At 70.2% G+C, this 25,271-nt stretch carries 25 protein-coding genes; 12 read left to right on the top strand and 13 right to left on the bottom strand.

The window, feature by feature from the left end; translation table 11 throughout:
* Positions 1–63 precede the first annotated feature (63 nt).
* Entirely contained in the window at positions 64–666 is a 603-nt protein-coding gene (locus MZC64_RS10710; RefSeq protein WP_247763283.1) for a TetR/AcrR family transcriptional regulator, read from the top strand.
* Between the two features lie 97 nt (positions 667–763).
* On the opposite strand, the gene MZC64_RS10705 is transcribed toward MZC64_RS10710, so the two are convergent.
* The 3 genes from MZC64_RS10705 to upp all read right to left on the bottom strand — a co-directional run bounded on the left by MZC64_RS10705 (position 764) and on the right by upp (position 5,257).
* Positions 764–2,107: a glycoside hydrolase family 18 protein gene (locus MZC64_RS10705; RefSeq protein ID WP_247763282.1), complete on the bottom strand. Its 1,344-nt coding sequence runs from the start codon at positions 2,105–2,107 to the stop codon at positions 764–766.
* 78 nt (positions 2,108–2,185) lie between these two features.
* Complete coding sequence (locus MZC64_RS10700; RefSeq protein ID WP_247763281.1) at positions 2,186–4,129, bottom strand: glycoside hydrolase family 18 chitinase; 1,944 nt, start codon at positions 4,127–4,129, stop codon at positions 2,186–2,188.
* 504 nt (positions 4,130–4,633) lie between these two features.
* The gene (upp, locus tag MZC64_RS10695) at positions 4,634–5,257 is read right to left on the bottom strand and encodes a uracil phosphoribosyltransferase (protein ID WP_247763280.1); all 624 of its coding nucleotides are present in this window, start codon (positions 5,255–5,257) and stop codon (positions 4,634–4,636) included.
* A 97-nt stretch (positions 5,258–5,354) separates the two neighbouring features.
* Between upp and deoC the strand changes: the two genes are divergently transcribed.
* From deoC to MZC64_RS10680, 3 genes are read left to right on the top strand one after another with little or no spacing between them, the layout of a single operon-like run.
* A complete protein-coding gene (deoC, locus tag MZC64_RS10690) occupies positions 5,355–6,359 on the top strand; it encodes a deoxyribose-phosphate aldolase (protein ID WP_185001641.1) in 1,005 nt (334 codons plus the stop codon).
* A 2-nt stretch (positions 6,360–6,361) separates the two neighbouring features.
* Positions 6,362–7,801, top strand: a complete 1,440-nt coding sequence (locus tag MZC64_RS10685) for an aldehyde dehydrogenase family protein (protein WP_247763279.1) — start codon at positions 6,362–6,364, stop codon at positions 7,799–7,801.
* On the top strand, positions 7,794–8,660 hold the full coding sequence (locus MZC64_RS10680; RefSeq protein WP_247763278.1) for an aldehyde dehydrogenase family protein: 867 nt from the start codon (positions 7,794–7,796) through the stop codon (positions 8,658–8,660). Before MZC64_RS10685 ends, MZC64_RS10680 begins: the two co-directional genes overlap by 8 nt.
* 37 nt (positions 8,661–8,697) lie before the next feature.
* Here MZC64_RS10680 and MZC64_RS10675 read toward each other — a convergent pair whose 3' ends face one another.
* From MZC64_RS10675 to MZC64_RS10665, 3 genes are all read right to left on the bottom strand, one after another.
* Positions 8,698–9,177: a hypothetical protein gene (locus MZC64_RS10675; protein ID WP_247763277.1), complete on the bottom strand. Its 480-nt coding sequence runs from the start codon at positions 9,175–9,177 to the stop codon at positions 8,698–8,700.
* 115 nt (positions 9,178–9,292) lie between these two features.
* Entirely contained in the window at positions 9,293–9,874 is a 582-nt protein-coding gene (locus MZC64_RS10670) for an SMI1/KNR4 family protein (RefSeq protein ID WP_247763276.1), read from the bottom strand.
* A gap of 140 nt (positions 9,875–10,014) precedes the next feature.
* A complete protein-coding gene (locus MZC64_RS10665) occupies positions 10,015–10,377 on the bottom strand; it encodes a PadR family transcriptional regulator (RefSeq protein ID WP_247763275.1) in 363 nt (120 codons plus the stop codon).
* Between the two features lie 179 nt (positions 10,378–10,556).
* On the opposite strand from MZC64_RS10665, the gene MZC64_RS10660 reads away from it, so the two are divergent.
* The 5 genes from MZC64_RS10660 (at position 10,557) to MZC64_RS10640 (ending at position 14,208) form a co-directional block, all read left to right on the top strand.
* Complete coding sequence (locus MZC64_RS10660) at positions 10,557–10,877, top strand: type VII secretion target (protein WP_247763274.1); 321 nt, start codon at positions 10,557–10,559, stop codon at positions 10,875–10,877.
* Positions 10,878–10,896: 19 nt separating this feature from the next.
* The gene (locus tag MZC64_RS10655) at positions 10,897–12,051 is read left to right on the top strand and encodes a C40 family peptidase (RefSeq protein ID WP_247763273.1); all 1,155 of its coding nucleotides are present in this window, start codon (positions 10,897–10,899) and stop codon (positions 12,049–12,051) included.
* Positions 12,052–12,065: 14 nt separating this feature from the next.
* Positions 12,066–12,467: a YbaB/EbfC family nucleoid-associated protein gene (locus MZC64_RS10650; protein ID WP_247763272.1), complete on the top strand. Its 402-nt coding sequence runs from the start codon at positions 12,066–12,068 to the stop codon at positions 12,465–12,467.
* Positions 12,464–12,919 carry a YbaB/EbfC family nucleoid-associated protein gene (locus tag MZC64_RS10645; protein WP_247763271.1) on the top strand — a complete coding sequence of 152 codons (456 nt, stop codon included), beginning with the start codon at positions 12,464–12,466 and terminating at the stop codon, positions 12,917–12,919. The genes MZC64_RS10650 and MZC64_RS10645 overlap by 4 nt, the downstream gene beginning before the upstream one ends.
* A 62-nt stretch (positions 12,920–12,981) precedes the next feature.
* Complete coding sequence (locus MZC64_RS10640; RefSeq protein ID WP_247763270.1) at positions 12,982–14,208, top strand: primosomal protein; 1,227 nt, start codon at positions 12,982–12,984, stop codon at positions 14,206–14,208.
* Between the two features lie 57 nt (positions 14,209–14,265).
* Here MZC64_RS10640 and MZC64_RS10635 read toward each other — a convergent pair whose 3' ends face one another.
* The gene (locus tag MZC64_RS10635; RefSeq protein WP_247763269.1) at positions 14,266–15,354 is read right to left on the bottom strand and encodes an adenosine deaminase; all 1,089 of its coding nucleotides are present in this window, start codon (positions 15,352–15,354) and stop codon (positions 14,266–14,268) included.
* 407 nt (positions 15,355–15,761) lie between these two features.
* Between MZC64_RS10635 and MZC64_RS10630 the strand changes: the two genes are divergently transcribed.
* Positions 15,762–17,027, top strand: a complete 1,266-nt coding sequence (locus tag MZC64_RS10630) for a hypothetical protein (protein WP_282105173.1) — start codon at positions 15,762–15,764, stop codon at positions 17,025–17,027.
* 159 nt (positions 17,028–17,186) lie between these two features.
* Here MZC64_RS10630 and MZC64_RS10625 read toward each other — a convergent pair whose 3' ends face one another.
* From MZC64_RS10625 to MZC64_RS10600, 6 genes are all read right to left on the bottom strand, one after another.
* Positions 17,187–18,464: a thymidine phosphorylase gene (locus MZC64_RS10625; RefSeq protein WP_247763267.1), complete on the bottom strand. Its 1,278-nt coding sequence runs from the start codon at positions 18,462–18,464 to the stop codon at positions 17,187–17,189.
* Positions 18,461–18,862 (bottom strand): cytidine deaminase, encoded by a 402-nt coding sequence (locus tag MZC64_RS10620; protein ID WP_247763266.1) that lies wholly within the window; start codon positions 18,860–18,862, stop codon positions 18,461–18,463. The genes MZC64_RS10625 and MZC64_RS10620 overlap by 4 nt, the downstream gene beginning before the upstream one ends.
* A gap of 2 nt (positions 18,863–18,864) precedes the next feature.
* On the bottom strand, positions 18,865–20,136 hold the full coding sequence (locus tag MZC64_RS10615; RefSeq protein WP_247763265.1) for an ABC transporter permease: 1,272 nt from the start codon (positions 20,134–20,136) through the stop codon (positions 18,865–18,867).
* Positions 20,133–21,206: an ABC transporter permease gene (locus tag MZC64_RS10610; RefSeq protein ID WP_247763383.1), complete on the bottom strand. Its 1,074-nt coding sequence runs from the start codon at positions 21,204–21,206 to the stop codon at positions 20,133–20,135. Before MZC64_RS10610 ends, MZC64_RS10615 begins: the two co-directional genes overlap by 4 nt.
* A 2-nt stretch (positions 21,207–21,208) precedes the next feature.
* Entirely contained in the window at positions 21,209–22,777 is a 1,569-nt protein-coding gene (locus tag MZC64_RS10605; RefSeq protein WP_247763264.1) for an ABC transporter ATP-binding protein, read from the bottom strand.
* Between the two features lie 82 nt (positions 22,778–22,859).
* Positions 22,860–23,990 carry a BMP family protein gene (locus MZC64_RS10600; RefSeq protein ID WP_247763382.1) on the bottom strand — a complete coding sequence of 377 codons (1,131 nt, stop codon included), beginning with the start codon at positions 23,988–23,990 and terminating at the stop codon, positions 22,860–22,862.
* Positions 23,991–24,413: 423 nt separating this feature from the next.
* Between MZC64_RS10600 and sdhC the strand changes: the two genes are divergently transcribed.
* A complete protein-coding gene (sdhC, locus tag MZC64_RS10595; RefSeq protein WP_247763263.1) occupies positions 24,414–24,839 on the top strand; it encodes a succinate dehydrogenase, cytochrome b556 subunit in 426 nt (141 codons plus the stop codon).
* A 1-nt stretch (position 24,840) separates the two neighbouring features.
* Positions 24,841–25,263 (top strand): succinate dehydrogenase hydrophobic membrane anchor subunit, encoded by a 423-nt coding sequence (locus MZC64_RS10590; RefSeq protein WP_247763262.1) that lies wholly within the window; start codon positions 24,841–24,843, stop codon positions 25,261–25,263.
* The last annotated feature ends 8 nt before the right edge of the window (positions 25,264–25,271 follow it).

Here is a 25,271-nt window from a genome sequence, read left to right as displayed (position 1 = left end):
CCGTATCCAGAGGTCAGATACGTCCATTCGGGTTACGTAACAGTGTTCCGGTACGATCGGGCGGTGCCTCGACCGAAGACGCACGACGAAGCGCTGCGCGGGAAGCTGCTCGACCGGGCCGGGCAACTGCTGGCCGCCCAGGGCCCCGGCGCACTGGGTCTGCGCGGGCTCGCCCAGGACGTGGGCACCTCCACCACCGCGGTCTACTCGCTCTTCGGCGGCAAGCCGGGGCTGCTGCGCGAGCTGTACCTGGAGGCGTTCCGGCGCTTCGGGCGGTGGCAGGCCGCGGTGCCGGTGACCGCGGACCCCGCGCACGACCTGACCGAACTCGGGCTGGCCTACCGCGCGGCCGCACTGGCCGACCCGAACCTGTACCCGGTGCTGTTCAGCTCACTGGAACTGGACTTCGAGCCGGACGAGGAGACCATCGCGGCCGCGATGAGCACCCTGGCGCCGCTGCTCGCGGTGGTGCGCCGGGGCATCGAGGCTGGCGTGTTCGCGGCGGAGTCGGCGGAGGAGCTGGCCAACTCGGCCTGGGGCCTGACCCACGGCCTGGTCAGCCTGGAGCTGGCCGGGCGGCTGGTGTCCGGGCCGGACGCGGAGCAGAACTACCGGCGGGCGATGGCCGCGCACACCCGCGGCTGGCTCGCGCCCCTGTCCGACTGACAGAGCCCTGCTGGCCAGGGGCGACCCTGACACAGAGGGCGCGAGGCCCGGGACACCCCGCCGCCAACGGTTCCCCGGGCCTCGCTGAACTGTCCGTCTAGGACAGTCCTCTGTGGATCGCCGAGAACAGCTCACCGTTGTCGGTGTCACCGTCCAGCGACCAGACCATGGCGCCACCCAGCTTCTGCTGCCGGATGTAGCGCGTCTTCGCCCCGATGGAGACGGGGTCGTCGAAGTTCCAGAACGTGCCGCCGTCGTAGAGCCAGCCGGTGGCCGCCTTCGGGTCCCGGTGCAGGGTGAAGCCGGGCAGCTGCTTGATCTTGTTGTAGTTCAGGTAGCCGCATTCGTGCGTGCTGGGCGCGCAGCCGGTGGCCGGCTGGAACAGGCCGTTGCCGCCGCCGGTCACGCCGGTCCAGCCGCGCCCGTAGAAGGGCACGCCGAGCACCAGCGAACGCCGGGGCGCGCCGCGGTCCAGGTAGTCCTTGATCACCTGGTCCAGGTCGAGCTTGCCGGGCGTGGGGTCGTTGTCCGGGGCGTGGATGGCGGACTGGTGGTTGGTCACCGGGTCCCAGGCGCCGTGGATGTCGTAGCCCTGGATGGTGGCGAAGTCCAGCAGCCGGAACACCTTGGGCACCTCGATGCCCGCGTCCAGGGTGCCCGCGCCTGCCGGCAGGAAGGCGGTCAGCTCGTAGCGTTTGCCGGTGCGCCAGGACAGTTCGGCGAACTGCCTGCGGAACTCGGCCAACGCCAGGGTGAAGTTCTGCTTGTCCTCGGGCCGGACCACGTTGCCGGGCGCGCCCGCCGCGCCTGGCCACTCCCAGTCCAGGTCGATGCCGTCGAACAGCCCGGCCGCCGCGCCCTGGCCGCCCTGGGCCAGTCCGTCCAGCTTGGGCAGGTCGCCCTTGAGGTAGAGATCCACGCAGCTCTGCACGAACGCCTTGCGGGAGGCCTCGGTGAGCACCGCGTTGGAGAAGTACCTGGACCAGGTCCAGCCGCCCAGGCTGATGTTGACCTTGAGGTTGGGGTACTTCTTCTTCAGCTTGCGGATCTGGTTGAAGTTGCCGGCCAGGGCCTGTTCCGGCTTGTCCGCCACCCCGTCCACCGATTCGGCCGCGGTGTGCAGCCGCTGGTAGTCGGCCTTGGCGTCACCGAGTCCGGCGGTGCTGCTGGCGAAGCACTTGCCGTCCTCGCTGACGTTGCCGAAGGCGTAGTTGAGGTGGCTGAGCTTGCCCGCGGTGCCGGAGCTGACCAGCTTGTTGACGGTGTAGCCGAACTGGTTGGCGCTCCACTGCGTGTAGTAGCCGACCCTGCGCTGGGACTGCCCCCAGTGCTCGGCCGCGGCCTCATCGGCCACGGCTGCCGGTCCCAGTGATGCCAGGAGACCGGCCAAGGTGGTGACAACGACCGCGGCGATCCGGCCACGGCGCTGAGTGGTCCTCATCTGCGAGCACTTCTCCTTGATTCCGGAGGGTGGTCGCGGCCCGGGGGCAGGGATTCCCGGGCCGCGACCGTGGTTTTCCTATCCGAGCGCGGTGGCCAGGGCCTTGATCAGCTCACCGTCCGCGGTGTCGCCGTCCAGGGACCAGATCATCGCGCCGCCCAGGCCCTTGCTCTTGGCCCAGTTGACCTTCCTGGTGATCTCGGTGGCATCGTCGAAGGTCCAGAAGGTGCTGCCGTTGAACAGCCAGGCGTGTCCCGCGGTGGTGTCGCGGTGCACCGTGTAGCCGGAAGCGATCAGGTTCTTGATCTTCTTGTAGTCCTCGATGCCGGCCTCGAAGGTGCCCGGCGCGGGACCGGTTGCGGCCTGGAAGAGACCGTTGTTGGCATTCGTCACCCCGGTCCAGCCCCGGCTGTAGAAGGGCACGCCGAGCACCACCCAGTTCGCGGGCGCGCCCCGGCTGAGCCAGGCGTCCACCGCGATCTCGTCGGAGTAGGCGGTCGGGCTGGGGTCGCCCGCGGGGAGCTTGACCGAGGACTGCTGATTGGCCACCTTCTCCCAGCCACCGTGGAAGTCATAGCCCTGGACGTTGCCGAAGGTCAGGTTCTTCACGACCTCGCCGACCTCGAACCCGGCGTCGACCTTGCGCGGGTCGGCGGGCAGGAACGCGGTCAGGTCGTACTTCTTGCCGGTGCTCGCGCCGAGCGCGGCCAGCTGGGTCCGGTACTCCGCGGCCAGCAGGGTGAAGTTGCGCTTGTCCTCGGGCCGCACGATGTTGCCGGTGTTGCCCTCGGAGCCGGGCCACTCCCAGTCCAGGTCGACGCCGTCGAAGATGCCGGCGCCGGAGCCCGGTCCGCCCTGCGGGTCGCCGCCCATGACCGGCAGGTTGCCCTTGATCCACATGTCGATGCAGGAGCTGACGTGGGCCTTGCGGGAGGCGTCGGTGAGCGCGGCGTTGGAGAAGTACTTGGACCAGGTCCAGCCGCCCAGGCTGATCAGCACCCGCAGGTTCGGGTACTTGGCCTTGAGCTTCTTGAGCTGGTTCAGGTTGCCCGCCAGGGGCTGGTTGTAGACGTCGGCGACGCCGTCGACGGCCTGCTCGGCTGGCAGCCTGCGCTGGTAGTCGGCCCAGGAGTCGCCCTGGCCCGCCTGGTTGACCTGGAAGCACTTGCCCTCGGCGTTGACGTTGCCGAAGGCGTAGTTGAGGTGGGTCAGCCGGGCCGCGGTGCCGGAGGTGTCCAGGTTCTTCACGTGGTAGGCGCGGTCGTAGACGCTCCACTGGGTGTAGTAGCCGACCTTGCGGTTGCCCCCGGGGCCAGGGTCGCCGCCGCCGGTGGCGGTCTTGCCGCTGACCGAGGGGCTGGCCGCGGAGGTGTTCCCGGCGGCGTCCTTGGCCCGCACGGTGAAGCTGTAGGAGGTGTCCGCGGTCAGGCCAGTCACGGTGACCGAGGCGCCGGTCGCGGTGGCGACCACGCCACTGGCGCCGAGGATCTCGTAGCCGGTGACGCCGACGTTGTCGGTGCTGGCAGGCCAGCTCAGCGAGATGCTGGAGCTGCTGACGCTGGTGACCGCGGGCTGACCGGGCGCGCTGGGCGCCTGGGTGTCGGGTTCGCTGCTGCCGCCGTCACAGGAGGCGCCGTTGACCTTGCAGCCGGACGGGTCGGCGTAGGCGCCGGTGAACTGGACGCCGAAACCGAAGCTCGCGGACTGGCCGGCGGCCAGATTCCCGTTCCAGGACTGGCTTTTCGCGGTCACGTGCTGGCCGCTGACGGTGTGCGTGGCCTCCCACAGCGAACCGAGCCGCTGACCGGTCGGCAGGTCGAACTCCACGGTCCAGCTCGCGATCGAGGCCGGGCCGTTGTTGGTGACGGTGAACCTGCCCTCGTAGCCGGTGTCCCAGCCGGAGGTCTTGGTGAACTTCGCGGTCACCCCGGTCGCCGCGTGAGCGGGCAGGGCGGCCAGGCCCACCAGGGTGAGCAGCAGGGCGGTCAGCATCGCGGTGGCACGCCATCGGCGGATGGGCATGTCTCTCCTCGCGTCAGGAGCGAAAGGCACAGCAGGGGGGTGAGACTGGAGGTGCGTGAAACCGGCCGGGCTCCGGAGGACTAACGGCACTCCGGAGCCGGCCGGAAGCCGGTTACCTCGGTCAGCCGGGCACAGGGAGTCTTGACGCGGGTACGGCGATCTGCGGCAGCCATCGCGACCTCATCTCTTCAGGGCTCCCTGGGTTGGCGGACCCATGGCGTGGATGGAGCACGTGCGAGGCGGCGGCGAAACTCAGGTGGTGCTTGCGCGGTGTTCCCGCGCTTGCAATCACCATGTGGTTCAGACCACAGAACGTCAAGGTCTAGACCAATCAGTCACTCGTTCGGCCTAGCAAAACGCGAATGTCGTTCAACCCCAACCGTTTGGGCCAACCGGACATGTGTGCACTGGTCCAAACGGACCCACGAACGGACTAAGTCAAAGGGCCTCCGCGCGACTGTCGCGAGGAGGCCCTTCGGCGGGTTGACCGGCTGGGAGCTGCGGTTACACCGCCCCGTAGAGGCGGTCCCCGGCATCGCCGAGGCCGGGCACGATGAACCCGGAGTCATTGAGCCGTTCGTCCACGCTGGCGGTGACCACCCGCACCGGAAGGCCCGCGGAGGCGAGTTTTTCCACCCCTTCCGGCGCGGCCAGCACGCAGACCGCGGTGATGTCGGTGGCGCCCCGGTCCACCAGCAGCCGGATCGTGTAGATCATCGAGCCGCCGGTGGCCAGCATCGGGTCCAGCACCAGCACCGGGCGCCCGGCCAGGTCCGCGGGCAGCGACTCCAGATACGGGGTCGGCTGCAGCGTCTGCTCGTCGCGGGCCAGCCCGACGAAACCCATCTGGGCGTCCGGGATCAGGTTGTGCGCCTGGTCGGCCATGCCCAGCCCGGCCCGCAGCACCGGCACCAGCAGCGGCGGGTTGGCCAGCCGGAAACCGTCGGTGCGGGCCACCGGGGTGTGGATGCGCTCCACCGCGACCGGCGCCGCCCGCATCGCCTCGTAGATCAGCATCTGGGTGAGTTCCTGGAGCGCGGCGCGGAAGGCGGCGCTGTCGGTCCTCGCGTCGCGCATGGTGGTCAGACGGGCGCGGGCCAGCGGGTGTTCGACGACGAGAACGTCCATGGTCGAAGACGGTAGCGCGGTAGGCCATTTGGGTCTTGAACTGCCGGTTGTGGATGGATTACCGGGTGAGCCGGGTCACGACCCTAGACTCTGGCGCATGGCTGCACCGTCATCGGCGACGGCTGCCGGACCGGGCGTACCCGCCCCCTCCGGTGGACCGGCGCTCCCTCCTGAACTGGCCGACGCGACCAGGGACGACACCGCACTGCGCCGGTTCCTGCACGGCCTGCCCGGCGTCGACGCGGTCGGACTCGAACAGCGCGCCGCGACCCTGGCCACCCGGAGCATCAAGAAGGCATCCAAGCTCTGGGCCATCGACACCGCCATCAGCATGGTCGATCTGACCACGCTGGAGGGCGCGGACACCCAGGGCAAGGTGCGCACCCTGTGCGCGAAGGCCCGCAGGCCCGATCCGGAGTACCCGGAGGTGCCCAGGGTCGGCGCCATCTGCGTGTACCCCGACCTGGTGGCCACCGCGGTCGAGGCGCTGGGTGACAGTGGGGTCGGCATCGCCAGCGTGGCCACCGCCTTCCCCTCCGGCCGGTCCAACCGCGCGGTGAAGCTGGCCGACACCGAACTGGCGGTGCAGGCCGGCGCGACCGAGATCGACATGGTGATCGACCGGGGCGCGTTCCTCTCCGGGCGCTACGGCCAGGTCTTCGACGAGATCAAGGCGGTCAAGGCGGCCTGCGGCTCGGCGCACCTCAAGGTCATCCTGGAGACCGGCGAGCTGGCCACCTACGACAACATCCGGCGCGCGTCCTGGCTGGCGCTGCTGGCCGGTGGCGACTTCATCAAGACCTCCACCGGCAAGGTCTCCCCCGCGGCCACCCTGCCCACCACGCACCTGATGCTGCAGGCGGTGCGGGACTGGAAGGACCAGACCGGCGAGCTGCGCGGGGTCAAGCCCGCGGGCGGCATCCGCACCACCAAGGACGCCATCCGGTACCTGGTCGCGGTGCACGAGGTCGCCGGCCCGGAATGGCTGACCAACACGCTGTTCCGGTTCGGCGCCTCCAGCCTGCTCAACGATCTGCTGATGCAGCGGCGGACCCAGCTTGAGGGCCACTACAGCGGCCCCGACTACGTGACGGTGGACTGACCATGAGCAATCCCGTGTGGGAGTACGCCCCGGCCCCGGAGTCCAGGGCGATCGCCAACCTCAAGGCGAACTACCAGATGTTCGTCGACGGCGCCTTCGTCGACGGCGAGGGCGAGCCGCTCAAGACGGTGAACCCGGCCACCGAGGAGGTGCTCGCCGAGGTGAGCACCGCCGCGCCGGCCGATGTGGACAAGGCGGTCAAGGCGGCCCGGCGCGCCTACGACAAGGTGTGGGGCCGGATGCCCGGCGCCGAGCGGGCCAAGTACCTGTTCCGGATCGCGCGGATCATGCAGGAACGCGGCCGCGAGCTGGCGGTGCTGGAGACCCTGGACAACGGCAAGCCGATCAAGGAATCGCGGGACGTCGACATCCCGACCGCGGCCGCGCACTTCTTCCACCACGCGGGCTGGGCGGACAAGCTCGGCTACGCCGGATACGGACCGGACCCCAAGCCGCTGGGCGTGGCCGGTCAGGTCATCCCGTGGAACTTCCCGCTGCTGATGCTGGCCTGGAAGATCGCGCCCGCGCTGGCCTGCGGCAACACCGTGGTGCTCAAGCCTGCCGAGACCACCCCGCTGACCGCGCTGGTCTTCGCCGAGATCTGCCAGCAGGCCGGACTGCCCGCCGGGGTAGTCAACATCCTGCCCGGCGCCGGTGACGTCGGCAGCGAGCTGGTCAACCACGGCGGCATCGACAAGGTGGCCTTCACCGGCTCCACCGACGTCGGCAAGCTGATCCAGAAGTCCCTGGCCGGCACCGGGAAGAAGCTGACCCTGGAGCTGGGCGGCAAGGCAGCCAACGTGGTCTTCGACGACGCGCCGCTGGACCAGGCGGTCGAGGGCATCGTCAACGGCATCTTCTTCAACCAGGGCCACGTCTGCTGCGCGGGCTCCCGGCTGCTGGTGCAGGAGTCCATCGCCGAGGAGCTGATGGCCAAGCTGCGGGCCAGGGTGTCCACGCTGCGCCTCGGCGACCCGCTGGACAAGAACACCGACATCGGCGCGATCAACTCCAAGCCGCAGCTGGACCGGATCCGCGAGCTGGTGGCCTCCGGTGACGCCGACGGCGCGGAGCGCTGGACCAGCCCGTGCCCGGTGCCGGACAAGGGTTTCTACTTCGCGCCCACGGTGTTCTCCGGCGTGCAGCAGGCCATGCGGATCGCCCGCGAGGAGATCTTCGGGCCGGTGCTGTCGGTGCTGACCTTCCGCACCCCGGCCGAAGCGGTGGCCAAGGCCAACAACACTCCGTACGGGCTCTCCGCCGGGATCTGGACCGAGAAGGGCTCGCGCATCCTGTGGATGGCCGAGCAACTACGGGCCGGTGTGGTGTGGGCCAACACGTTCAACCGGTTCGACCCGACCGCGCCCTTCGGCGGGTTCGGCGAGTCGGGCTTCGGCCGCGAGGGCGGCCGGGCGGGTCTGGAGGCGTACCTCGATGTCTGAGCGGATCAGCGTGGCCAAGACCTACAAGCTGTACGTGGGCGGGAAGTTCCCCCGCTCCGAGTCCGGACGGGTGTACCCGGTGAACGACGCACGCGGGAAGTTCCTCGCCAACGCGTCCCTGGCCTCGCGCAAGGACGCGCGGGACGCCGTGGGCGCGGCCCGGTCGGCCTTCGCCAAGTGGTCCGGCGCCACCGCGTACAACCGCGGCCAGGTGCTCTACCGGGTGGCCGAGATGCTGGAGGGCCGCCGGGAGCAGTTCATCGCCGAGGTGGCCACCGCCGAAGGCATCGCCGCCAAGAAGGCGGAGACCCTGGTGGACGCCGCGGTGGACCGCTGGGTCTGGTACGCGGGCTGGACGGACAAGCTGGCCACCGTGCTCGGCTCGGCCAACCCGGTGGCGGGCCCGTACTTCTCCTTCACCACCCCCGAGCCCACCGGCGTGGTCGCGGTCTTCGCCCCGCAGGCATCCTCGCTGCTGGGCCTGGTCAGCGTGGTCGCCCCGGTGATCGCCGCGGGCAACACCTGCGTGGTGGTCACCAGCGAGGACCGCCCGCTGCCCGCGATCACCCTGTCCGAGGTGCTGGCCACCTCCGACCTGCCCGGCGGCGTGGTCAACCTGCTCACCGGCAAGGCAGCGGAACTCTCCCCGTGGCTGGCCGAGCACGCCGACGTGAACGCGATCGACCCCACCGGCGTGCCGGTGGCGGCCAGGGCCGACCTGGAACGCTCGGCCGCGGGCACGGTCAAGCGCGTGCTGCGCGCCCCGGCCAAGGAACCGGACTGGACCGCCACCCCGGACATCAGCCGGCTGCGCGGTTTCCTGGAGCACAAGACGGTCTGGCACCCGACCGGCGTCTGAGCCGACGGTGGGGGCGGTTCCGCCGCCCCCACCCCGCTCAACGCGGCACGTCCAGCCAGTACTGGCTCGGCTGCACGTTCGCCGCCCGCTCCGCCTGGACCCGGCGATGCGCCCGCACCCCGGCCCAGCTCATCAGCACGCCGGCCAACAGCCCCGCGAGCAGCAGCGCGATCGGCGCCAGCACCGGCACGTCCACCAGCACACTCCGGCGCATCTCCCGGCCCAGCTGCTCGTAGAGGAACAGCTGGACGAAGACCACGCCACCCAAGAAGACGACGGCCCCCACCGCCACCGCGACACCCCGCCTGCGCAGTGCCCTGGACCGCTCCGGCCCGGTGCGCCCGGCCGACACGGCGAACAGGACCAGCACGATCGACACCCCGCCCAGCGTGCTCAACACCGTGCCGACCGCGTCGATCAGCTCCTCGCCGGTCAGCACGGTCCGCCCCTGCCCGGTGTGCAGCAGGCCCTGCAGGGCAGCGGCGAACAGCACTACGCCGACCACGGTCCCCAGCACGTACCAGCCTAAGAACGCGCGGTCTTTTCCAACGTTGTACATCCGCCCCCCAGTGCTCCCGATGTGGAAGCCCATCGTATCCGGGAAGCCACCGCGCACACGGGAAAATCCGAGGTCAGCGGATCCGCCAGTCCAGCCTGCCGTCCGGGGTCACGGTCGGCTGGCTGTGCCGCACCGGCGTGCCCGTCTCCAGGGCCTCGGCCACCTCGGCCACCATCTCCGCCAGGCTGGGCCACTCCGGCTTGTGCACCTCGGAGCGTTCCTGGTCCCACTCCAGCACGCAGCCGTGCAGTGGGCCTGGCCGCAGGTCGACGACCAGGGCGTCGCCGCAGCCGTCGAAGGCGATGGGCACCCAGGCCGGGTGGAAGCTGCGGGCAGCGGTGCCCGCCTCGGGTTCGGCGTCCGGTTCGGCCCAGGTCGCCCGGTAACGCAACCGGCGCCATTCCCTGGCATCAAAGGCACTGCGGGTGCTGTGCGGGGTGTAGAAGGGCGGCAGGATCTCGGCGAACTCGGTGCGCTCGGTGCCGTCGCACAGCGTCCACCACCGGCACAGGTCAGCCGGGAAGCTCAGATCCAGGCGGCGTTGCAGCTCCTCGACCTCGGCGGGCGCCGCGCCCGGCCGGAGGAGTTCATGGGTGGTGGGCGCGCTCGCGGCCAGCCAGGTCCTCAGCCGGCCCCAGCCCTCGGCAACGTCCATAAACACATGATCGCAGCTCACGGGCTTGATCGGTGCCGCCAACCCGTGATCATCGTTGGTCCGGTCGGAGCAAGTGTCAGCACAAACTCGGTGGGGCCGGCCCCCGACGCCGGCCCCACCGAAGTCTCATCGCGGCGCTCTCAGCCGCTCAGCGCCGCCTCGCGCATACCGCGCTGGACGACCGTGGTCGCCGCGCCCGCGAAGGCCGTCCACTGTGGAGCGTGCTCGGCGAGCAGCCGCCTGCCGCCGTTGCTGATCTCGTAGAACTTGCGGCCCGGCCCGCCGTCGCCGGCCCGCCAGGCGCTGTTGAGCAGCCCGGCCTCCTCCAGCCGGTTGAGCAACGGGTACAGCGTGCCGCCCTTGACCTCGCCAAGGCCGGACTCGGCCAGCTGCTGGGAGATCAGGTACCCGTAGCTCTCCCCGCTCTCGGCGAGCAGAGCGAGCACGGCCAGGTCGAGCACGCCGCGCAACCACTGCGCCTGCCGCACCTCGACCGGACTCACGACTAGAAGGTACCGCCAGCTAGCTGGCTGTGCAACCTAGTCGGTCGCGTGAATCCGGCCATCCACGCCCACAACCGGCCTGACGTGCGGCAAGCTGGGCTATCCGGCCGGAACCGTGGGGCACTCCCCCGCGTCGAACCGGTCACACAGGGGCTCATGGGGAGAGGCGACGGGGAGCGATGGCCGAGAAGGGTTTCAAGGTCGACCCGGCCGCGTTGACGAGTTACGCCAACGCGGCCAAGGGCATGTCCGGTGAAATCGGCAAGGTCGGCAGCGGCACGCTGGCCGGGGCCAACGCGGTGCCGGGCAACGCTTTCGGCAAGATCGGCGCGGAGGTCTCCGGCGCGCTGACCCCGGCCGCGCAGTCGATCCTGGACGCCATCGCCGCCGCGGCCAAGGCACTGGGCGAGCTGGGCACCGCGGTCAGCGGCACGGTCACCGACTACCACCAGCAGGACGCCGAGCACGCGGCCAGCGTCAAGCGCGCCGGACAGCGCTGAGCACAGGGGGATCCAGAACATGTCCGACGTCGAAGCGGTGCTCAACGGGCTCACCGAACCGTTGCGCAACAACCTCAAGGACATCGAGGGCGACCACGGCGCGGCCCAGCGCGCGGCCACCGCCTTCGGCCAGGCCAACACCGCGCTGGCCGATCTCAAGGGCAGGCACAACGGCGCGTTCAAGGGCGCGATGAACGGCTGGTACGGCGACCGCGCCAACGTTTTCCAGGGCCGGGTCGCCACCCTGGAGGGCTCGCTGGACAAGCTGGCCGCCAACTGCAAGACCGCCCAGGACGCGGTCAACGGCGCCTACAACGCGGTCACCACGGCCAAGGGCAACATCGAGCGGCTGGTCAACGAGCTGCGCGGCGCGGTCACCCCGCAGGTGCAGGCGGCGCTGGCCGGCAAGGCGGGCGGCAACAAGGCCAGCGTGCCCGAGGCGATCAAGCAGTGCTGGTGCACCGCGGCCAACTTCCACCTCAAGGGCACCCAGGAGATCACCAAGGCCAAGCAGGCGCTGAGCGAGGCCGCGGGCAAACTGCGCGGCCTGCCAGGGGTGGACGTGGGTTCGCTCGGCGGCATGGGCGGCGCGCTCGGCGGCGGCGTGGACGGCACCGGCACCGCGGGAGCCAACGGCCGCAACGGTTCCGGCGGCAACGGCAGCGGCTCCTCCGGGGGCGGTGGCGGTTCGGGCAGCGGGGGCGGCGGCGGTGGTGGGGGCGGCGGTGGCGGCGCGCCCGCGTCCAACCTGCCGGTGGCCATCCCGCCGCAGCCGGGTTCCGGCGTGGACGTGAACCTGCCCGGCGGCAAGACCGTGCAGGCGCCCAACGAGATCGCCGCGGCCGCGGTGCGCAAGGCGCTGACCGCGCTGGGCACGCCGTATGTCTGGGCGGCCTCCAACCCGCCGCAGGGCACCGACTGCTCCGGGCTGACCAAGTGGTCCTACGCGGCCGCCGGGTTCGAGCTGCCCAGGCACTCCGCGGCCCAGGCGATGGGCGCGCAGGTGCCGCCCGGTGAGCTGCTGCCCGGCGACCTGGTGGTGTGGAAGGGTCACGTGGCGATGTTCATCGGCGACGGGCAGATCATCGAGGCCGGTGACCCGGTGCAGATCGGCAAGCTGCGCACCACCAACAGCGGCATGCCGTTCATGGGCTTCTTCCGGCCGACCGGCTGAGCGGGGGTAGGTCGATGCACGAGGACTACGTCGAGGCGGACAACGCGCGGGCGGCGGCGAAGATCGCCGAGACCGACCAGCGGGTGTCTGAACGGCTGGCCCGGTCAGGGCCGGTGCTCGGCCGGGCCCGCTCCGGCGACGGCGCGGTGCGGGTGACCGTGGTGCCCGGCGGAGAGATCCAGGAGGTCCTGATCGACCAGAGGGCCCTGCAACTGGGCTCCGCGCAACTGGCCGCCGAGGTGCTCAAACAGGCCCAGCGGGCCACCAGGGACGCGGCCGGGCGGCTGCACCGGACCCTGCACGGCGTGCTGGACGCGCGGGCGTCGGAGGGACTGACCGCGCTGGGCATGGCGCCACAGCCGGTGACCGACGACGATGACGAGGACGGCGGGTCTTTCCTGCGGAGGGCGCGATGAGCGAGCCGGATGAGCTGCGCGAGGCCGAGGACCGGCTGCTGGCCAGTCAGCAGCTGGAGGCCGACATGGCCAGGGTGGTCGGGCAGGCGCGCAGTCAGGACGGGCTGGTCGCGGCCACGGTCAACGCCAGCGGCGAGCTGCTGCAGCTGTGGCTGGACCCGGCCGCGGTGAACCTGGGCGCGGACCGGCTCGGTCAGGCGATCACCGAGACCGCCCGGCAGGCCGCCGAGTTCGCCGTGCAGCGCTCCTACAACGTGCTCGCCCGCGCGCTGGGCGATGAGTTCACCGCGGTGGTGGAGGCCGTCGGCGGCACCGTGCCGGCCCGCGCGGCGGGCTGGGACAGCGCCGCGGTGACCGGCCCGGCCGCCACGCCCGGCAGGCCCGCGGCCACCACGGAGGAGGACGAGGACGTGTTCTCCTTCGATCTGTCGAGCCTTCGTTCGGACCGGTGATCCGCTGCGCGCGGTGAACCCGTAGGCTGCGGCCGAATCCGTCGGCGACCCGGAGGCAGGGAATGGCCCAGGACATCGTCCCGATCGAACTCGGTCTTCCGCAGGGTGACCTGGTCACGCTGTGGGCGCCGAAATGGCGTGAGGACGGCGAGGAGTGGGAGGCCTTCCTCGGCCACGGGGAAGACCTCTACGGCTTCGCCGACGCCGCCCACCTGGCCGCCTACCTGCGCAAGGCGCAGGAGCACGACCTCACCGACCACCCGGCCTGGGCGCAGGTGCCCGGCCTGCACGCCGGTGAGCTGATCCCGGACGACGAGCACCGCTTCGACCTGGTCGGCGTGCCCGAGCTGGTCGCCGAGGAGCCGGACACCTGGACCATCGGCGAACTGGCCGAGACCGTGGCCATCGTGCGCTCGCTCGCCGATGTCTGCGAGCTGGACGCCGTGCACGAGGTGCTGGACTCCGCGGACGGGTTCGCCCTGCTGAACCAGGGCACCTACCCGTTCCAGGGGCGCGACGGCGAGGCCAGGTGGAACGACCTGGCCAAGGTCGTGATCGACGAGTGGGACAAGGTCCTGGACGCGATCGACGCCGTGGTCACCCAGCCCGAGGTGGACGAGGCCGCGCTGACCGTGGCCCAGGCCGAGCTGGACGAGCTGGAGACCGAGGAAGAGGACGCCGCCGAGGGCGAGCAGGCCGAGGTCGAGGAGGAGGCGCCGACCGGCTTCTGGGCCGAGGTCGGCATCGACCCGATCAAGATCATCACTTCGGTCGGCGAGCACTACACGCTGCGCTGCTACCTCGATGACAAGCCGGTCTTCCTCGGTTCCGAGGGCCAGATCGACGTCTTCGGCACGCCGCGCGCGCTGGCCCGCTTCCTGGCCACCGGCGAGGGCGATTCGGCCGAGGACCACGCCAACGATCTGTCCGCCGTGGTCACCTGGGAGGACGTGGTGGCCGCGGCCACCAACGGCGACCTGGAGATCGAGGTCGAGCAGGACAACACCTACGTGCTGACCGGGTTGTCCGACGATCTGGCCGGCGGGGTCGAGCAGGTGGACCCGTACCAGCTGGAGCTGGCCGTCGAGCTGATCACCGACGCGGCCCAGTGGGCCGGGGACGAGTCGGCGGAGAAGGCGCTGACCAAGTCGGAGAGCCTAGGCTGGCTGGTGTCCTTCGTGATCCGCCCGGACCCGAACCGGCTGGCGCCGAGCGCGCCGTTCACCGCCGAGGTGGAGTCCTGGGAGAAGCTGGTCGCCGGCTTCGAGGAACGCCTGCGCGCGCACTGAATCCTTAATAGACAGTGGGGCCGCACCCGGATCACCGGTGCGGCCCCACTGCTTTTCTCATGCCTGGAGCGCGGCGTAACCGGGCTTGATCACATCGTTGATGATCGCCAGGCGCTCGTCGAAGCCGATGAAGGCGGATTTCATCGCGTTGACGGTGAACCATTGCAGGTCGGCCCAGTCGTAGCCGAATGCCTCCACCAGCGCGGCCATCTCGCCCGACATCGAGCAGTGACTCATCAGCCGGTTGTCGGTGTTGACCGTGACCCGGAAGCGCAGCCGGTGCAGCAGGCCGATGGGGTGCTCGGCGATGGAGGCCGCGGCGCCGGTCTGCAGGTTGGAGCTGGGGCACATTTCGAGGGGGATGCGGCGGTCGCGGACGTAGCTGGCGAGGCGGCCCAGGTGCACGGTGCCGTCCTCCTCCACCTTGATGTCGTCCACGATGCGCACGCCGTGGCCGAGCCGTTCGGCGCCGCAGTGCTGGATGGCTTCCCAGATCGAGGGCAGGCCGAATGCCTCACCGGCGTGGATGGTGAAGTGCGCGTTTTGCTGGCGCAGGTATTCGAAGGCGTCCAGGTTGCGGGTGGGCGGGAAGCCCGCCTCGGGGCCGGCGATGTCGAAGCCGACCACGCCGGCGTCGCGGTAGCGCACGGCCAGTTCGGCGATCTCCAGCGAGCGGGCGTTCTGCCGCATGGCGCAGAGCAGCGTGCCGATCCGGACCTTCTTGCCGCGCGCGGCGGCGGTGGCCTCGCCCTGCCGGAAGCCTTCCTGCACGGCTTCCACGATCTGTTCCAGGGACAGGCCGCCCTCGGTGAACAGTTCGGGGGCGTAGCGGACCTCGGCGTAGACGACACCGTCGTCGGCGAGGTCCTCGGCGGCCTCGGCGGCCACCCGGACGATCGCCGCGGTGTTCTGCATGACGCCGACGGTGTGCGCGAAGGTTTCGAGGTAGCGGACGAGGGAGCCGGAGTCGGCGGCCTCGGCGAACCAGACGCCCAGTTCCTCGGCGTCGGTGGTGGGCAGGTTGGCGTAGCCGCCGGCGTCGGCCAGGTCGATCACGGTCTGCGGTCGCAAGCCGCCATCGAGGTGGTCGTGCAGCAGCACCTTGGGTGCGGTGCGGATGGTTTCCAGAGTCACCGGGGTTGACATGGCGACACGGTACCCGTGCTCGACCGGCGTGTTGGCAAGCCGTTCCGGAGAGCACACGCTATGATCATTTGACCTGTAAGACGAGCGGTAATTCCACTCTGTCGGATGGTTCTTTGATGTTCTCGCGGCTCCTTCGCCACGGAACGTCGATCATGGTCGGGGAAGCAAGTAGCTCGAATGGGGAACGCGGTTCTGCGCTGATCAACCACTGAAGATCAAACCACTGGCGTTTCCTGCAGCCAGTCACCCGAATGGCGTACTCCTAGCCAACTTTCACCGAAGTTCGGCCGGGGGTCGGTGACCAACAACTCGGGCGACTGGCTAGAGTCGCGTCCGTCGGTCCCCTCCCTTCGACGAAGGTCCCTGCCGTGAGCGAGAACAACCACTCCACAATGTCTTTCGATCGGATGCGCAACACGCTGATCCGCGCAGCCGAGATCCGTGAGAGCGAACAGCAGCAGATCTTCGACGCGCTGGACGAGATCCACGCTCGACTCTCGCCGCTGGAATCGCTCGGCTCGGTGCGCAAGCGCCTCTCCGAGCTGCCCGACCGCACCGAGGTCAGCGTGCTGGCCGAGCGCCTGGACGAGACCCTCGCCCGGCTGGAGGCCCAGGACGGCGCGATCGCCGGGCTCGGCCGCGCGGTGGAGAGCCTGGTCGACAAGCTGGCCAAGCCCTTCGCCCAGCTGGACGGCCGCCTGGACGGCGTGGCCGGCCGGTTCGAGGGCGTGCAGGGCAAGATGGACGGGCTTGAGGACAAGCTCTCCAACATCCACAAGCGGCTGGACGACCTCGGCGGCAACGTCGAGCGGCACCTGGACAAGCAGGACGCCCGCCTGGAGGCGCTGCCCGCCGCGATCACCAACCCGGTGCGCGAGCGCGTGGAGGCGCTGGAGACCGTGTTGCGCGGCCGGATCGACGAGGTGGACGAGGGCGTGCACGAGCACCTCGACGGCACTCGCGAGGCGCTGCAGCGCTCGCTGACCGAGAGCACCGACAACCTGCGCGGCCTGATCTCCGAGGGCACCGACACCCTGCGCAGCTCGATCAACGACGGCACCAGCTCGCTGCGCGGCGCGATCACCGAAGGCAACAACACCCTCAAGAGCAGCATCACCGAGGGCAACACCGGCCTGCGCAACAGCATCAACGACGGCAACAACAGCCTGCACAACGCGCTGGCCGCGGCCCGCGACGAGCAGAACGACAAGCTGGACGACCTGCTCGGCCGTCCCGCGGTCGACCCCACCGAGCGGCTGCAGGGCCTGGCCGACCGGCTGGAGGCGCTCAACGCCCGGCTGGAGCAGGTCGGCGGCCGGATCGACGAGGTCGAGGACAACGTCAGCGGCCGCCTTGGCGACCTGGACGGCAACGTCAAGCAGGGCCTGAACCGGGTCACCGGCTCGGTCACCGAGCGCCCGGACAACGACGCCCTGCTCGGCCTGGTCCGCCAGGCCAACCAGGAGTCCGACCAGCGCCACGCGGGTCAGCTGGACGAGGCCATGGCCACCTTCGCCGAGCTGATCCTCGGCGGCGGCGCCCCCACCCCGCCCCCGCCGCCCGCGGTGATGCCCCGCCAGCAGCGCCGCAGCCGCGCCAAGAGCACCGGCAAGTCCCGCGACGCGGAGAAGTCCGTCGACCCCGATGGCGTGGACGTGGACATCGACAGCTGACGCACACCAGGACCGACCAGAGCGCCCCGGGAGCCCCAAGCTCCCGGGGCGCTGTGCTGTCTTCCGGCGACTTGGGCCAACTGGTACGCCGGTTTTGCCCAAGCGGGCGTACCAGTTGGCCCAAGTCGTACGGGAGTACGCCGCGTTGGGCGTTGTGGGTCAGCCTCGGAGGGTGTCCAGGATGAGGGGTTTGGCTTCGGGGGCGGAGTCGCCGATTTCGTAGCTGCCGGCGAGGGCGTCCAGGGCTCCGTCGAAGGCTTCTGGGGTGTTGGTGTGCAGTTCCAGAAGGGGCTGGCCCTTGGTCACGTGTTCGCCGGGTTTGGCGTGGCAGAGGATGCCCGCGGCGTGCTGGACCGGGTCTTCCTTGCGGGCCCGGCCCGCGCCCAGGCGCCAGGCGGCGACGCCGACGGCGTAGGCGTCCAGGGTGGTGAGGGTGCCGGTTTCGGGGGCCTCGACCACGTGGATGTGGTTGGGCTTGGGCAGGGCGGCGTCCGGGTCGCCGTGCTGGGCCTTGATCATCCGGCACCAGGTCTCGTAGGCCTGGCCGGAGGCGAGCACGGGGGCCGGGTCGGTGTCGATGCCGGCCAGGGTGAGCATTTCCCTGGCCAGGGCCACGGTCAGCTCGGTGACGTCGGCGGGGCCGTTGCCGCGCAGGACCTCGATGGACTCGGCCACCTCCACCGCGTTGCCGACCGCGCGGCCCAGCGGGATGGACATGTCGGTGAGCAGGGCGCTGATGTTGAGGCCGTTGGCCTTGCCGATGGCCACCAGGGCCTGGGCCAGGCTGCGGGCGTCGGCCTCGGTCTTCATGAACGCGCCGGTGCCGGTCTTGACGTCCAGGACCAGGGACTGGGCGCCCTCGGCGATCTTCTTGCTCATGATCGAGCTGGCGATCAGCGGGATGGCCTCGACCGTGCCGGTGACATCGCGCAGCGCGTAGAGCTTGCGGTCGGCAGGCGCCAGGCCCTCGGTGGCGGCGCAGATGACCGCGCCGACCGAGTTGAGCTGGGCGGTGATCTCCGCGGTGGACAGGTTCGCCCGCCAGCCGGGGATGGACTCCAGCTTGTCCAGGGTGCCGCCGGTGTGGCCGAGGCCCCGGCCGGACAGCTGCGGCACGGCCGCGCCGCAGGCCGCCACCAGTGGGGCCAGCGGCAGGGTGATCTTGTCGCCGACGCCGCCGGTGGAGTGCTTGTCCACCGTGGGCCGGGTGACCGCGGACAGGTCAAGATGCTCGCCGGAGGCGACCATCGCGGCGGTCCAGCGGGCGGTCTCCTCAGCGGTCATCCCGTTCAGGAAGATGGCCATGGCCAGGGCGGACATCTGCTCGTCGGCCACCGCGCCCCGGGTGTAGGCGTCGATCACCCAGTCGATCTGCTCGTCGGTCAAACGATTGCGGTCGCGCTTGGCGCGGATCACGTCGATCGCGTTGTGACTCATGCTGGCGGCTCCGGCAGCTGGTCGGGTCCAAAGGCATCCGGCAGGACCTCGCTCATCGGCAGGATCCCGCGCGGGGTGTCGAGCAGGCAGTCCGGGCCGCCCAGCTCGTAGAGCACCTGGCGGCAGCGGCCGCACGGCATCAGCAGTTCGCCGGTGCCGCTGCGGCAGGTCACCGCGACGAACCGGCCACCGCCGGTGAGCCGCAGCTGACCCGCCATCGTGCACTCCGCGCACAGCCCGAGGCCGTAGGAGGCGTTCTCCACATTGCAGCCGGTCACGATCCGGCCGTCGTCGCAGACGGCCGCCGAGCCCACCTGCAGCCCCGAGTAGGGGCAGTAGGCGTGCCCGGCGGCCTTGACCGCGGTATCCCGCAGCAGTTCCCAGTCCACAGTGGACATTGTCAGCCGCGCCGGTACTCGACGCCGTTCGCCGCCGGTGGGCGCAGTCGTTGCGCGGACACCGCCAGCACCACCAGCGTCACCAGGTGCGGCAGGTAGGTGGTGATCTGGCTGGGCAGCTCGTTGAAGGACCAGTACACCCAGTACAGGAGCAGCGCGCCGGAGACGGTCACCGCGGTGGCCACCCAGCGTCGCCGCCAGAGCTGCCAGACCACGACCACACCCAGCGCCAGCACCGCCGCGTACAGCAGCGCGAGCACCGCGCCGCCACCGCTGCGCAGCTGCAACCCGTCGGCGTAGCCGAACAGCGCCGCGCCGCCGAGCAGGCCGGTGGGCCGCCAGTTGCCGAAGATCATCGCGGCCAGGCCGATGTAGCCGCGGCCGTTCGTCTGGTTCTCCAGGTAACCCGACTGGCCCGGGTTGAGCAGCAGCGCCGCCCCGCCGAGCCCGGCCAGTGCGCCGGAGACGATCACCGCGGCGTACTTGTGCAGGTAGACGTTGACGCCCAGCGATTCGGCCGCCACCGGGTTCTCCCCGCAGGAGCGCAGCCGCAGGCCGAACCGGCTGCGCCACAGCACCAGGTAGGTGATCGGCACCAGCAGGATGGCCAGCATGGTCAGCGGGGACACCCCGGTGACCAGGCCCTTGAGGATGCCCGCGACGTCGGAGATGCCGACCCGCTGCTCGTTCTCCAACTCGGCCAGCCAGTCCCCCAGCGGCTGCATGGAGAAGGTGTCGAACTTGGGCACCGGCGGCGATTCGCGCGGGTTGTGCGAGACCGGCTGGAACAGCAGCGTGGACAGGTACTTGGTCACGCCGGCGCCGAGCAGGTTGATCGCCACACCGGAGACGATGTGGTTGACCCCGAAAGTCACCGTGGCGATGGCGTGCAGCAGGCCGCCCAGCGCGCCGAAGACCGCGGCCGCGACCAGTCCGGCCCACGGGCCCCACTGGTAACCGGCCCAGGCCCCGCCCCAGGTGCCCAGGATCATCATGCCCTCAAGGCCGATGTTGACCACGCCCGCGCGCTCGGCCCACAACCCGCCGAGCCCGGCGAGCAGGATCGGCATGGCCAGCTGGACCGCGGTCTGGAAGGTGCCCGAGGAGGTCAGCTGCGGCACGCCGGTCAGGTAGGAGGCGGTGGACAGCGCGCCGATGGCCGCGGCCACCAGCAGCAGACCAACGCTCCAGCCCGGCAACTTGCGCTTCGGCCCGGGACCAGCGAGAAACGCTGCGCTGTCGGGGGTCTGCGGGGTGTCGACTACGGCGCTCATGCGGCCACCTCGTCCGTCGTGCCGAGCTGCTGCCCGACCTTGCGTTGTTCGGCCGCCAGGGTGATCCGCCGGACCACCTCGTAGGCCACCACCACCGACAGCACGATCGAGCCCTGCATGATGGTCACGATCTCCTTGGGCACGCCCACGTTCTCCAGCGCGACCGAGGACTTGTCCAGGAAGGCCCACAGCAGCGCGCCGAAGGCGATGCCGACCGGGTGGTTGCGGCCCAGCAGCGCCACCGCGATGCCGGTGAAGCCGTAGGCGGCCGGGAAGTTCAGCGTGTAGGTGTAGTCGCGGCCGAGCAGCTCGGGCATCGCGACCAGGCCCGCGGTGGCCCCGGAGAGCAGCATCGCGACCAGGATCATCTTCTTCGCGTTGACCCCGCCCGCGGTGGCCGCGGTGGCCGACTCGCCGGAGGCGCGCAGCTCGAAGCCGAACCGGGTGCGGTTCATCAGCACCCAGTAGCCGACCCCGGCCAGCACGGCCAGCACCACCAGACCGAAGATCGTGCCGGCGCCGCCGAGGGAGATGCCGGGCACCCAGCCGGTCTCGGCCACCACCGGCGTGCCCAGGTTGTTGCCGCGCAGCTCACCGAAGACCGACTGCTGGATCAGGTACGCGGCGATGCCGGTGGCGATCCAGTTGAGCATGATCGTGGAGATGACCTCGTTCACCCCGCGGGTGATCTTGAGGATGGCCGGGATGGCCGCCCACATCGCACCCACCAGGACCGCCACCACCAGGATGAACAGCGTGTGCAGCACCGGCGGCAGGGTGACCGCGCCACCGGCGATCATGGCCACGATCGCGGCCAGCTTGTACTGGCCCTCGACGCCGATGTTGAACAGCTTCATCTGGAAGCCGATGGCCACCGCGAGCGCGGCCAGGTAGTAGGTGCTGCCGGTGTTGACGATGTCCACCGCGGTGGTGCCCTGGCCGACCTGCGCGATCATCGCGCCGAAGGCCTCAAGCGGGTTGCCGCCGGAGATCACCAGCGCGATCGAGCACAGCAACAGGGCCGCGATGATCGCCAGCAGCGGGGGCAGCAGGACAGCGCGGGCGTTCAGCTTCACTGCTCGGTCCCCTCGTCGATGGCGCCGGCCTCGTCTTCGCAGTCGCCGGTCATGGCCGCGCCGAGGTCCTCGGGCGTCACCACGTTCGGGTCCGCGTCGGCGACCAGCCGTCCGCGAGACATGACCTTGATCGAGTCGGACAGCCCGATCAGCTCGTCCAGGTCGGCCGAGACCAGCAGCACGGCCAGGCCGTTGGCCCGCGCGGTGCGGATCTGCTCCCAGATCACCGCCTGCGCGCCCACATCCACGCCCCGGGTCGGGTGCGAGGCGATGAGCAGCACCGGGTCGCCGGAGAGTTCGCGGCCGACCACGAGCTTCTGCTGGTTGCCGCCGGAGAGCGCGGCCGCGGGCACCTCGATGCCAGGGGTGCGCACGTCGAACTGCTCGACGATCCGCCGGGTGTCCGCCCGCGCGCCCTCGATGTCCAGCCAGCGGCCGCGGACCACCGGACGGCGGGTCTGGTAACCCAGGATGCGGTTGGCCCACAGCGTCTGGGTGAGCAGCAGGCCCTGCCGGTGCCGGTCCTCGGGCACGTACCCGATCCCGGCCTCCCGCCTGGCCAGCGTGGGGGTCTTGGTGATGTCCTCGCCGCCCAGGGTGACCGAGCCGCTGTCGATCTTGCGGATGCCCATCACGGCCTCGACCAGTTCGGTCTGGCCGTTGCCCTCCACGCCCGCGATGCCCAGCACCTCGCCCGCGTGCACGGTCAGCGTGATGTGGTCCAGCAGCGGCCGCTGCCCGCCGGCGGCGCACAGCCGCACCTCGGACAGGGTGAGCACGGGGCGGTCGGTGACGGTGGACTCGCGGGTCTCCGGGCTGGGCAGCTCGCTGCCCACCATCAGCTCGCCGAGCTGGCGGGAGGTGACGGTCTTCGGGTCGGCGGTGCCGACCGTGCTGCCGCGGCGGATCACGGTGAGGCTGTCCGCGATGGCCCTGACCTCGTCCAGCTTGTGCGAGATGAACAGGAACGTGTAGCCCTGCTCGCGCATGCCGCGCAGGGTGAGGAACAGCTCCTCGACCTCCTGCGGCACCAGCACCGCGGTGGGCTCGTCCAGGATGACGATCTTCGCGCCGCGGTAGAGGACCTTGAGGATCTCCACCCGCTGCCGGTCGGCCACGCCCAGGTGCTCCACCGGCAGGTCCGGGCTGACCCGCAGCCCGGTCTGCTTGGCCAGCTCGGCGATCCGCTTGCGCGCCTTGGATCCGATGCCGTGCAGCGCCTCCGCGCCCAGCACCACGTTCTCCAGCACGGTGAGGTTGTCGGCGAGCATGAAGTGCTGGTGCACCATGCCGATGCCGGCCTTGATCGCATCCGAGGGCGAGCGGAAGTGCGCCTGCTCGCCGTTGACCTCGATCGTGCCCTCATCGGGCTGCTGCATGCCGTAGAGGATCTTCATCAGCGTGGACTTGCCAGCGCCGTTCTCCCCGCACAGCGCGTGCACCTCGCCGTGCGCCACGGTCAGGTGCACGTCGGAGTTGGCGATCACGCCGGGGAAGCGTTTGGTGATGCCGGTGAGCCGGACCGCGGGGCGCGAGTGCTGGGCGGCATCGAGGGAACTGCTCATCTTCGAGTTCTCCCGGTGGGTGGCGGCTAACGCGCGGCGGGCCCGGAGCCGCGCCCCGGGCCCGCCGCGTGTCGATGCTTGCTCAGCTGCTCGGCTTGTCCGAGACCTTGATCTGGCCGGCCACGATCGCGGCCTTGTAGGCGTCCACAGTGGACTTGATGTCGTCGATCTTGCCGCCGCTGGTGGCGTAGCCGACGCCGTCCACGCTCAGGTCGAAGGACTTCGGCAGCGTGCTCAGGTCGTTCTTGGCGGCCGCGGCGATGTAGTCGTAGACGGCCACGTCGACCCGCTTGAGCACCGAGGAGATGATGATGTCCTTGGACTCGGCCACGGTGGTCTGCTTGTACTGGTCGGAGTCCACGCCGATGGCCAGCGCGCCGCGGGCCTTGGCGGCGTTGAACACGCCCTTACCGGAGGCGCCTGCCGCGTGGTAGAGCACGTCCGCGCCGCCGTCGATCAGACCGTCCGAGGCGACCTTGCCCTTGGTCGGGTCGTTGAAGCCGGAGACGTCACCCGCGGGGGTGAGGTACTTCTTCTCGATCTTGATGTTCGGCGCGGCCGCCTTGGCGCCCGCGTAGAAGCCCGCCTCGAACTTCTGGATCAGCGGCACGTTCACGCCGCCGACGAAGCCGACTGAGCATTTCTTGCTCTTGTACGCGGCGATCACCCCGGCCAGGAAGGAGCCCTGCTCCTCGGCGAAGACCAGCGGGGTGACGTTCTTGGCGCCCTCCACGCCCGCGTCCACGATGGCGAAGCGGGTGTTCGGGAACTGCGCGGCGACCACCTTGAGCGCGTCGGCGTAGGCGAAGCCGACCGCGACAATGGGGTTGTAGCCCTCGCTGGCGAGCTGGCGCAGGCGGCTGGACTTGACGTCCTCGGTGTCACCGGCGGCCGCCGATGCCTCCTTGACGTTGCTCTTCTGCACGCCCAGCTCGGCGATCGCGCGGTCGATGCCCGCGGCGGCGGCGTCGTTGAACGAGGCGTCACCCCGGCCGCCGATGTCGTAGGTCAGACCCACCTTGAGCGCCTTGGCGTCGGGCTTGGTCCCGGTCGTGCTGCTGCTGGTCGAACCGGCCTGCACGGTGGGCGGGGTGGCCTTCTGGCACTCGGCCCCGCCGGCGTTGCCGCCAGGGGTCGTCCCGCTGTCCTTCGCGCACGCGACCAGCGACAGGACGCTGGTGATCGCGACCGCGGCCACCGCGGCGTTTCGCATCCGACGCACGGCTCTCGTCTCCTTCACATGGCCTCACCGAGCTACCTCACGGCCGCCCGGCACAACCCCCGGCTCCATCGACGGGGGCTTCTACAACATCACAGTCGAGCCTGACAAGCAGCTCTCCGGCGACGAACCGTACCCGCCGGTATGGCGTACTCCGCAGGCAGTCTGCCGTACGTGACCGAATTGTTGGCCGCTCCATCCACAGGCCGCCCCCGTTCGCGCCGAAGTTCGCGCGCGCGAGTTACGCGCGTGTTGCGTCGCGGGCGCGAGTCCCCCGAGAGGCTGTCTCGTCGATCACAGCGGGCGACGTCAAGTGGGTCGACCGGCGTCTACACGGCTAGCATCCCGTGGGTCAAGGCCCCGGCTGCCCGAACACCGGTGCCAGAGATCCAGCAATGACGTTGGAGGCCGTCCACCATGGCCAGCACAGAGGCCGCGGCGACGCAGCAGCGGGGTTCCCGCGGCGGCGGCAAGCTGTACCGGGGAGACCTGGGCATGTGGTCGTGGGTCGCCCACCGGATCACCGGGGTGCTCACGTTCTTCTTCCTGTTCGTGCACGTCCTGGACACCGCGCTGGTGCGGGTGTCGCCGGAGGCGTACGACAAGGTCATCGCGACCTACAAGGAACCGTTCTTCGTCCTGTTCGAGCTGGGCCTGGTCGCCGCGGTGCTCTTCCACGCGCTCAACGGCATCCGCGTCATGCTGGTGGACTTCTGGGGCAAGGGCCCCCGTTTCCAGCGTCCGATGATGTGGACCGTGCTGGTGATCTGGGCCGCGCTGATGATCCCCGGCTCGTACCACCTGCTCGCCAAGGCGTACAGCATGTTGATGGGCGGGATGTGACATGAGCGAAGCGACCCTCAACGCGCCCGACCTGGCGCCGCCGCGGCAGCCGCGCCGCCGGGCCGCCCGCCGGAGCAACTTCGAGCTGGCCAGCTGGCTGTTCATGCGGCTGTCCGGCCTGGTGCTGGTGTTCCTGGTGCTCGGCCACCTGCTGATCATGCTGTTCCTGGACGGCGGTGTGCACAAGGTCAACTTCGCCTTCGTGGCCGGCCGCTGGGCCTCGCCGTTCTGGCAGTTCTGGGACCTGTCCATGCTGTGGCTGGCCATGATCCACGGCGGCAACGGGATGCGCACGATCATCAATGACTACTCGCGCAAGGACAGCACCCGGTTCTGGCTGACCACGCTGCTGTACGTGTCCGTGATCCTGACAGTCGCGCTCGGCACGTTCGTGATCTTCACCTTCACCCCGAACTTCGGCTGAGCGAGGCT

It is taken from the genome of Crossiella sp. S99.2 (genome assembly GCF_023094165.1).
Classification (GTDB): Bacteria; Actinomycetota; Actinomycetes; order Mycobacteriales; family Pseudonocardiaceae; genus Crossiella.
Note: the sequence above shows the minus strand (reverse complement) of the source record. Positions and strands in the feature narration are given on the sequence as shown.

Coding starts and splice junctions, on each gene's coding strand:
- MZC64_RS10685 (WP_247763279.1), top strand. CDS start 6,362: ATGAGCAATCCCGTGTGGGAGTACGCCCCGGCCCCGGAGTCCAGGGCG.
- MZC64_RS10645 (WP_247763271.1), top strand. CDS start 12,464: ATGAGCGAGCCGGATGAGCTGCGCGAGGCCGAGGACCGGCTGCTGGCC.
- MZC64_RS10640 (WP_247763270.1), top strand. CDS start 12,982: ATGGCCCAGGACATCGTCCCGATCGAACTCGGTCTTCCGCAGGGTGAC.
- MZC64_RS10655 (WP_247763273.1), top strand. CDS start 10,897: ATGTCCGACGTCGAAGCGGTGCTCAACGGGCTCACCGAACCGTTGCGC.
- MZC64_RS10620 (WP_247763266.1), bottom strand. CDS start 18,862: ATGTCCACTGTGGACTGGGAACTGCTGCGGGATACCGCGGTCAAGGCC.
- MZC64_RS10660 (WP_247763274.1), top strand. CDS start 10,557: ATGGCCGAGAAGGGTTTCAAGGTCGACCCGGCCGCGTTGACGAGTTAC.
- MZC64_RS10605 (WP_247763264.1), bottom strand. CDS start 22,777: ATGAGCAGTTCCCTCGATGCCGCCCAGCACTCGCGCCCCGCGGTCCGG.
- MZC64_RS10590 (WP_247763262.1), top strand. CDS start 24,841: ATGAGCGAAGCGACCCTCAACGCGCCCGACCTGGCGCCGCCGCGGCAG.
- MZC64_RS10700 (WP_247763281.1), bottom strand. CDS start 4,129: ATGCCCATCCGCCGATGGCGTGCCACCGCGATGCTGACCGCCCTGCTG.
- MZC64_RS10615 (WP_247763265.1), bottom strand. CDS start 20,136: ATGAGCGCCGTAGTCGACACCCCGCAGACCCCCGACAGCGCAGCGTTT.
- MZC64_RS10670 (WP_247763276.1), bottom strand. CDS start 9,874: ATGGACGTTGCCGAGGGCTGGGGCCGGCTGAGGACCTGGCTGGCCGCG.
- MZC64_RS10650 (WP_247763272.1), top strand. CDS start 12,066: ATGCACGAGGACTACGTCGAGGCGGACAACGCGCGGGCGGCGGCGAAG.
- upp (WP_247763280.1), bottom strand. CDS start 5,257: ATGGACGTTCTCGTCGTCGAACACCCGCTGGCCCGCGCCCGTCTGACC.
- MZC64_RS10635 (WP_247763269.1), bottom strand. CDS start 15,354: ATGTCAACCCCGGTGACTCTGGAAACCATCCGCACCGCACCCAAGGTG.
- MZC64_RS10705 (WP_247763282.1), bottom strand. CDS start 2,107: ATGAGGACCACTCAGCGCCGTGGCCGGATCGCCGCGGTCGTTGTCACC.
- deoC (WP_185001641.1), top strand. CDS start 5,355: ATGGCTGCACCGTCATCGGCGACGGCTGCCGGACCGGGCGTACCCGCC.
- MZC64_RS10680 (WP_247763278.1), top strand. CDS start 7,794: ATGTCTGAGCGGATCAGCGTGGCCAAGACCTACAAGCTGTACGTGGGC.
- MZC64_RS10630 (WP_282105173.1), top strand. CDS start 15,762: ATGCGCAACACGCTGATCCGCGCAGCCGAGATCCGTGAGAGCGAACAG.
- sdhC (WP_247763263.1), top strand. CDS start 24,414: ATGGCCAGCACAGAGGCCGCGGCGACGCAGCAGCGGGGTTCCCGCGGC.
- MZC64_RS10600 (WP_247763382.1), bottom strand. CDS start 23,990: ATGCGAAACGCCGCGGTGGCCGCGGTCGCGATCACCAGCGTCCTGTCG.
- MZC64_RS10625 (WP_247763267.1), bottom strand. CDS start 18,464: ATGAGTCACAACGCGATCGACGTGATCCGCGCCAAGCGCGACCGCAAT.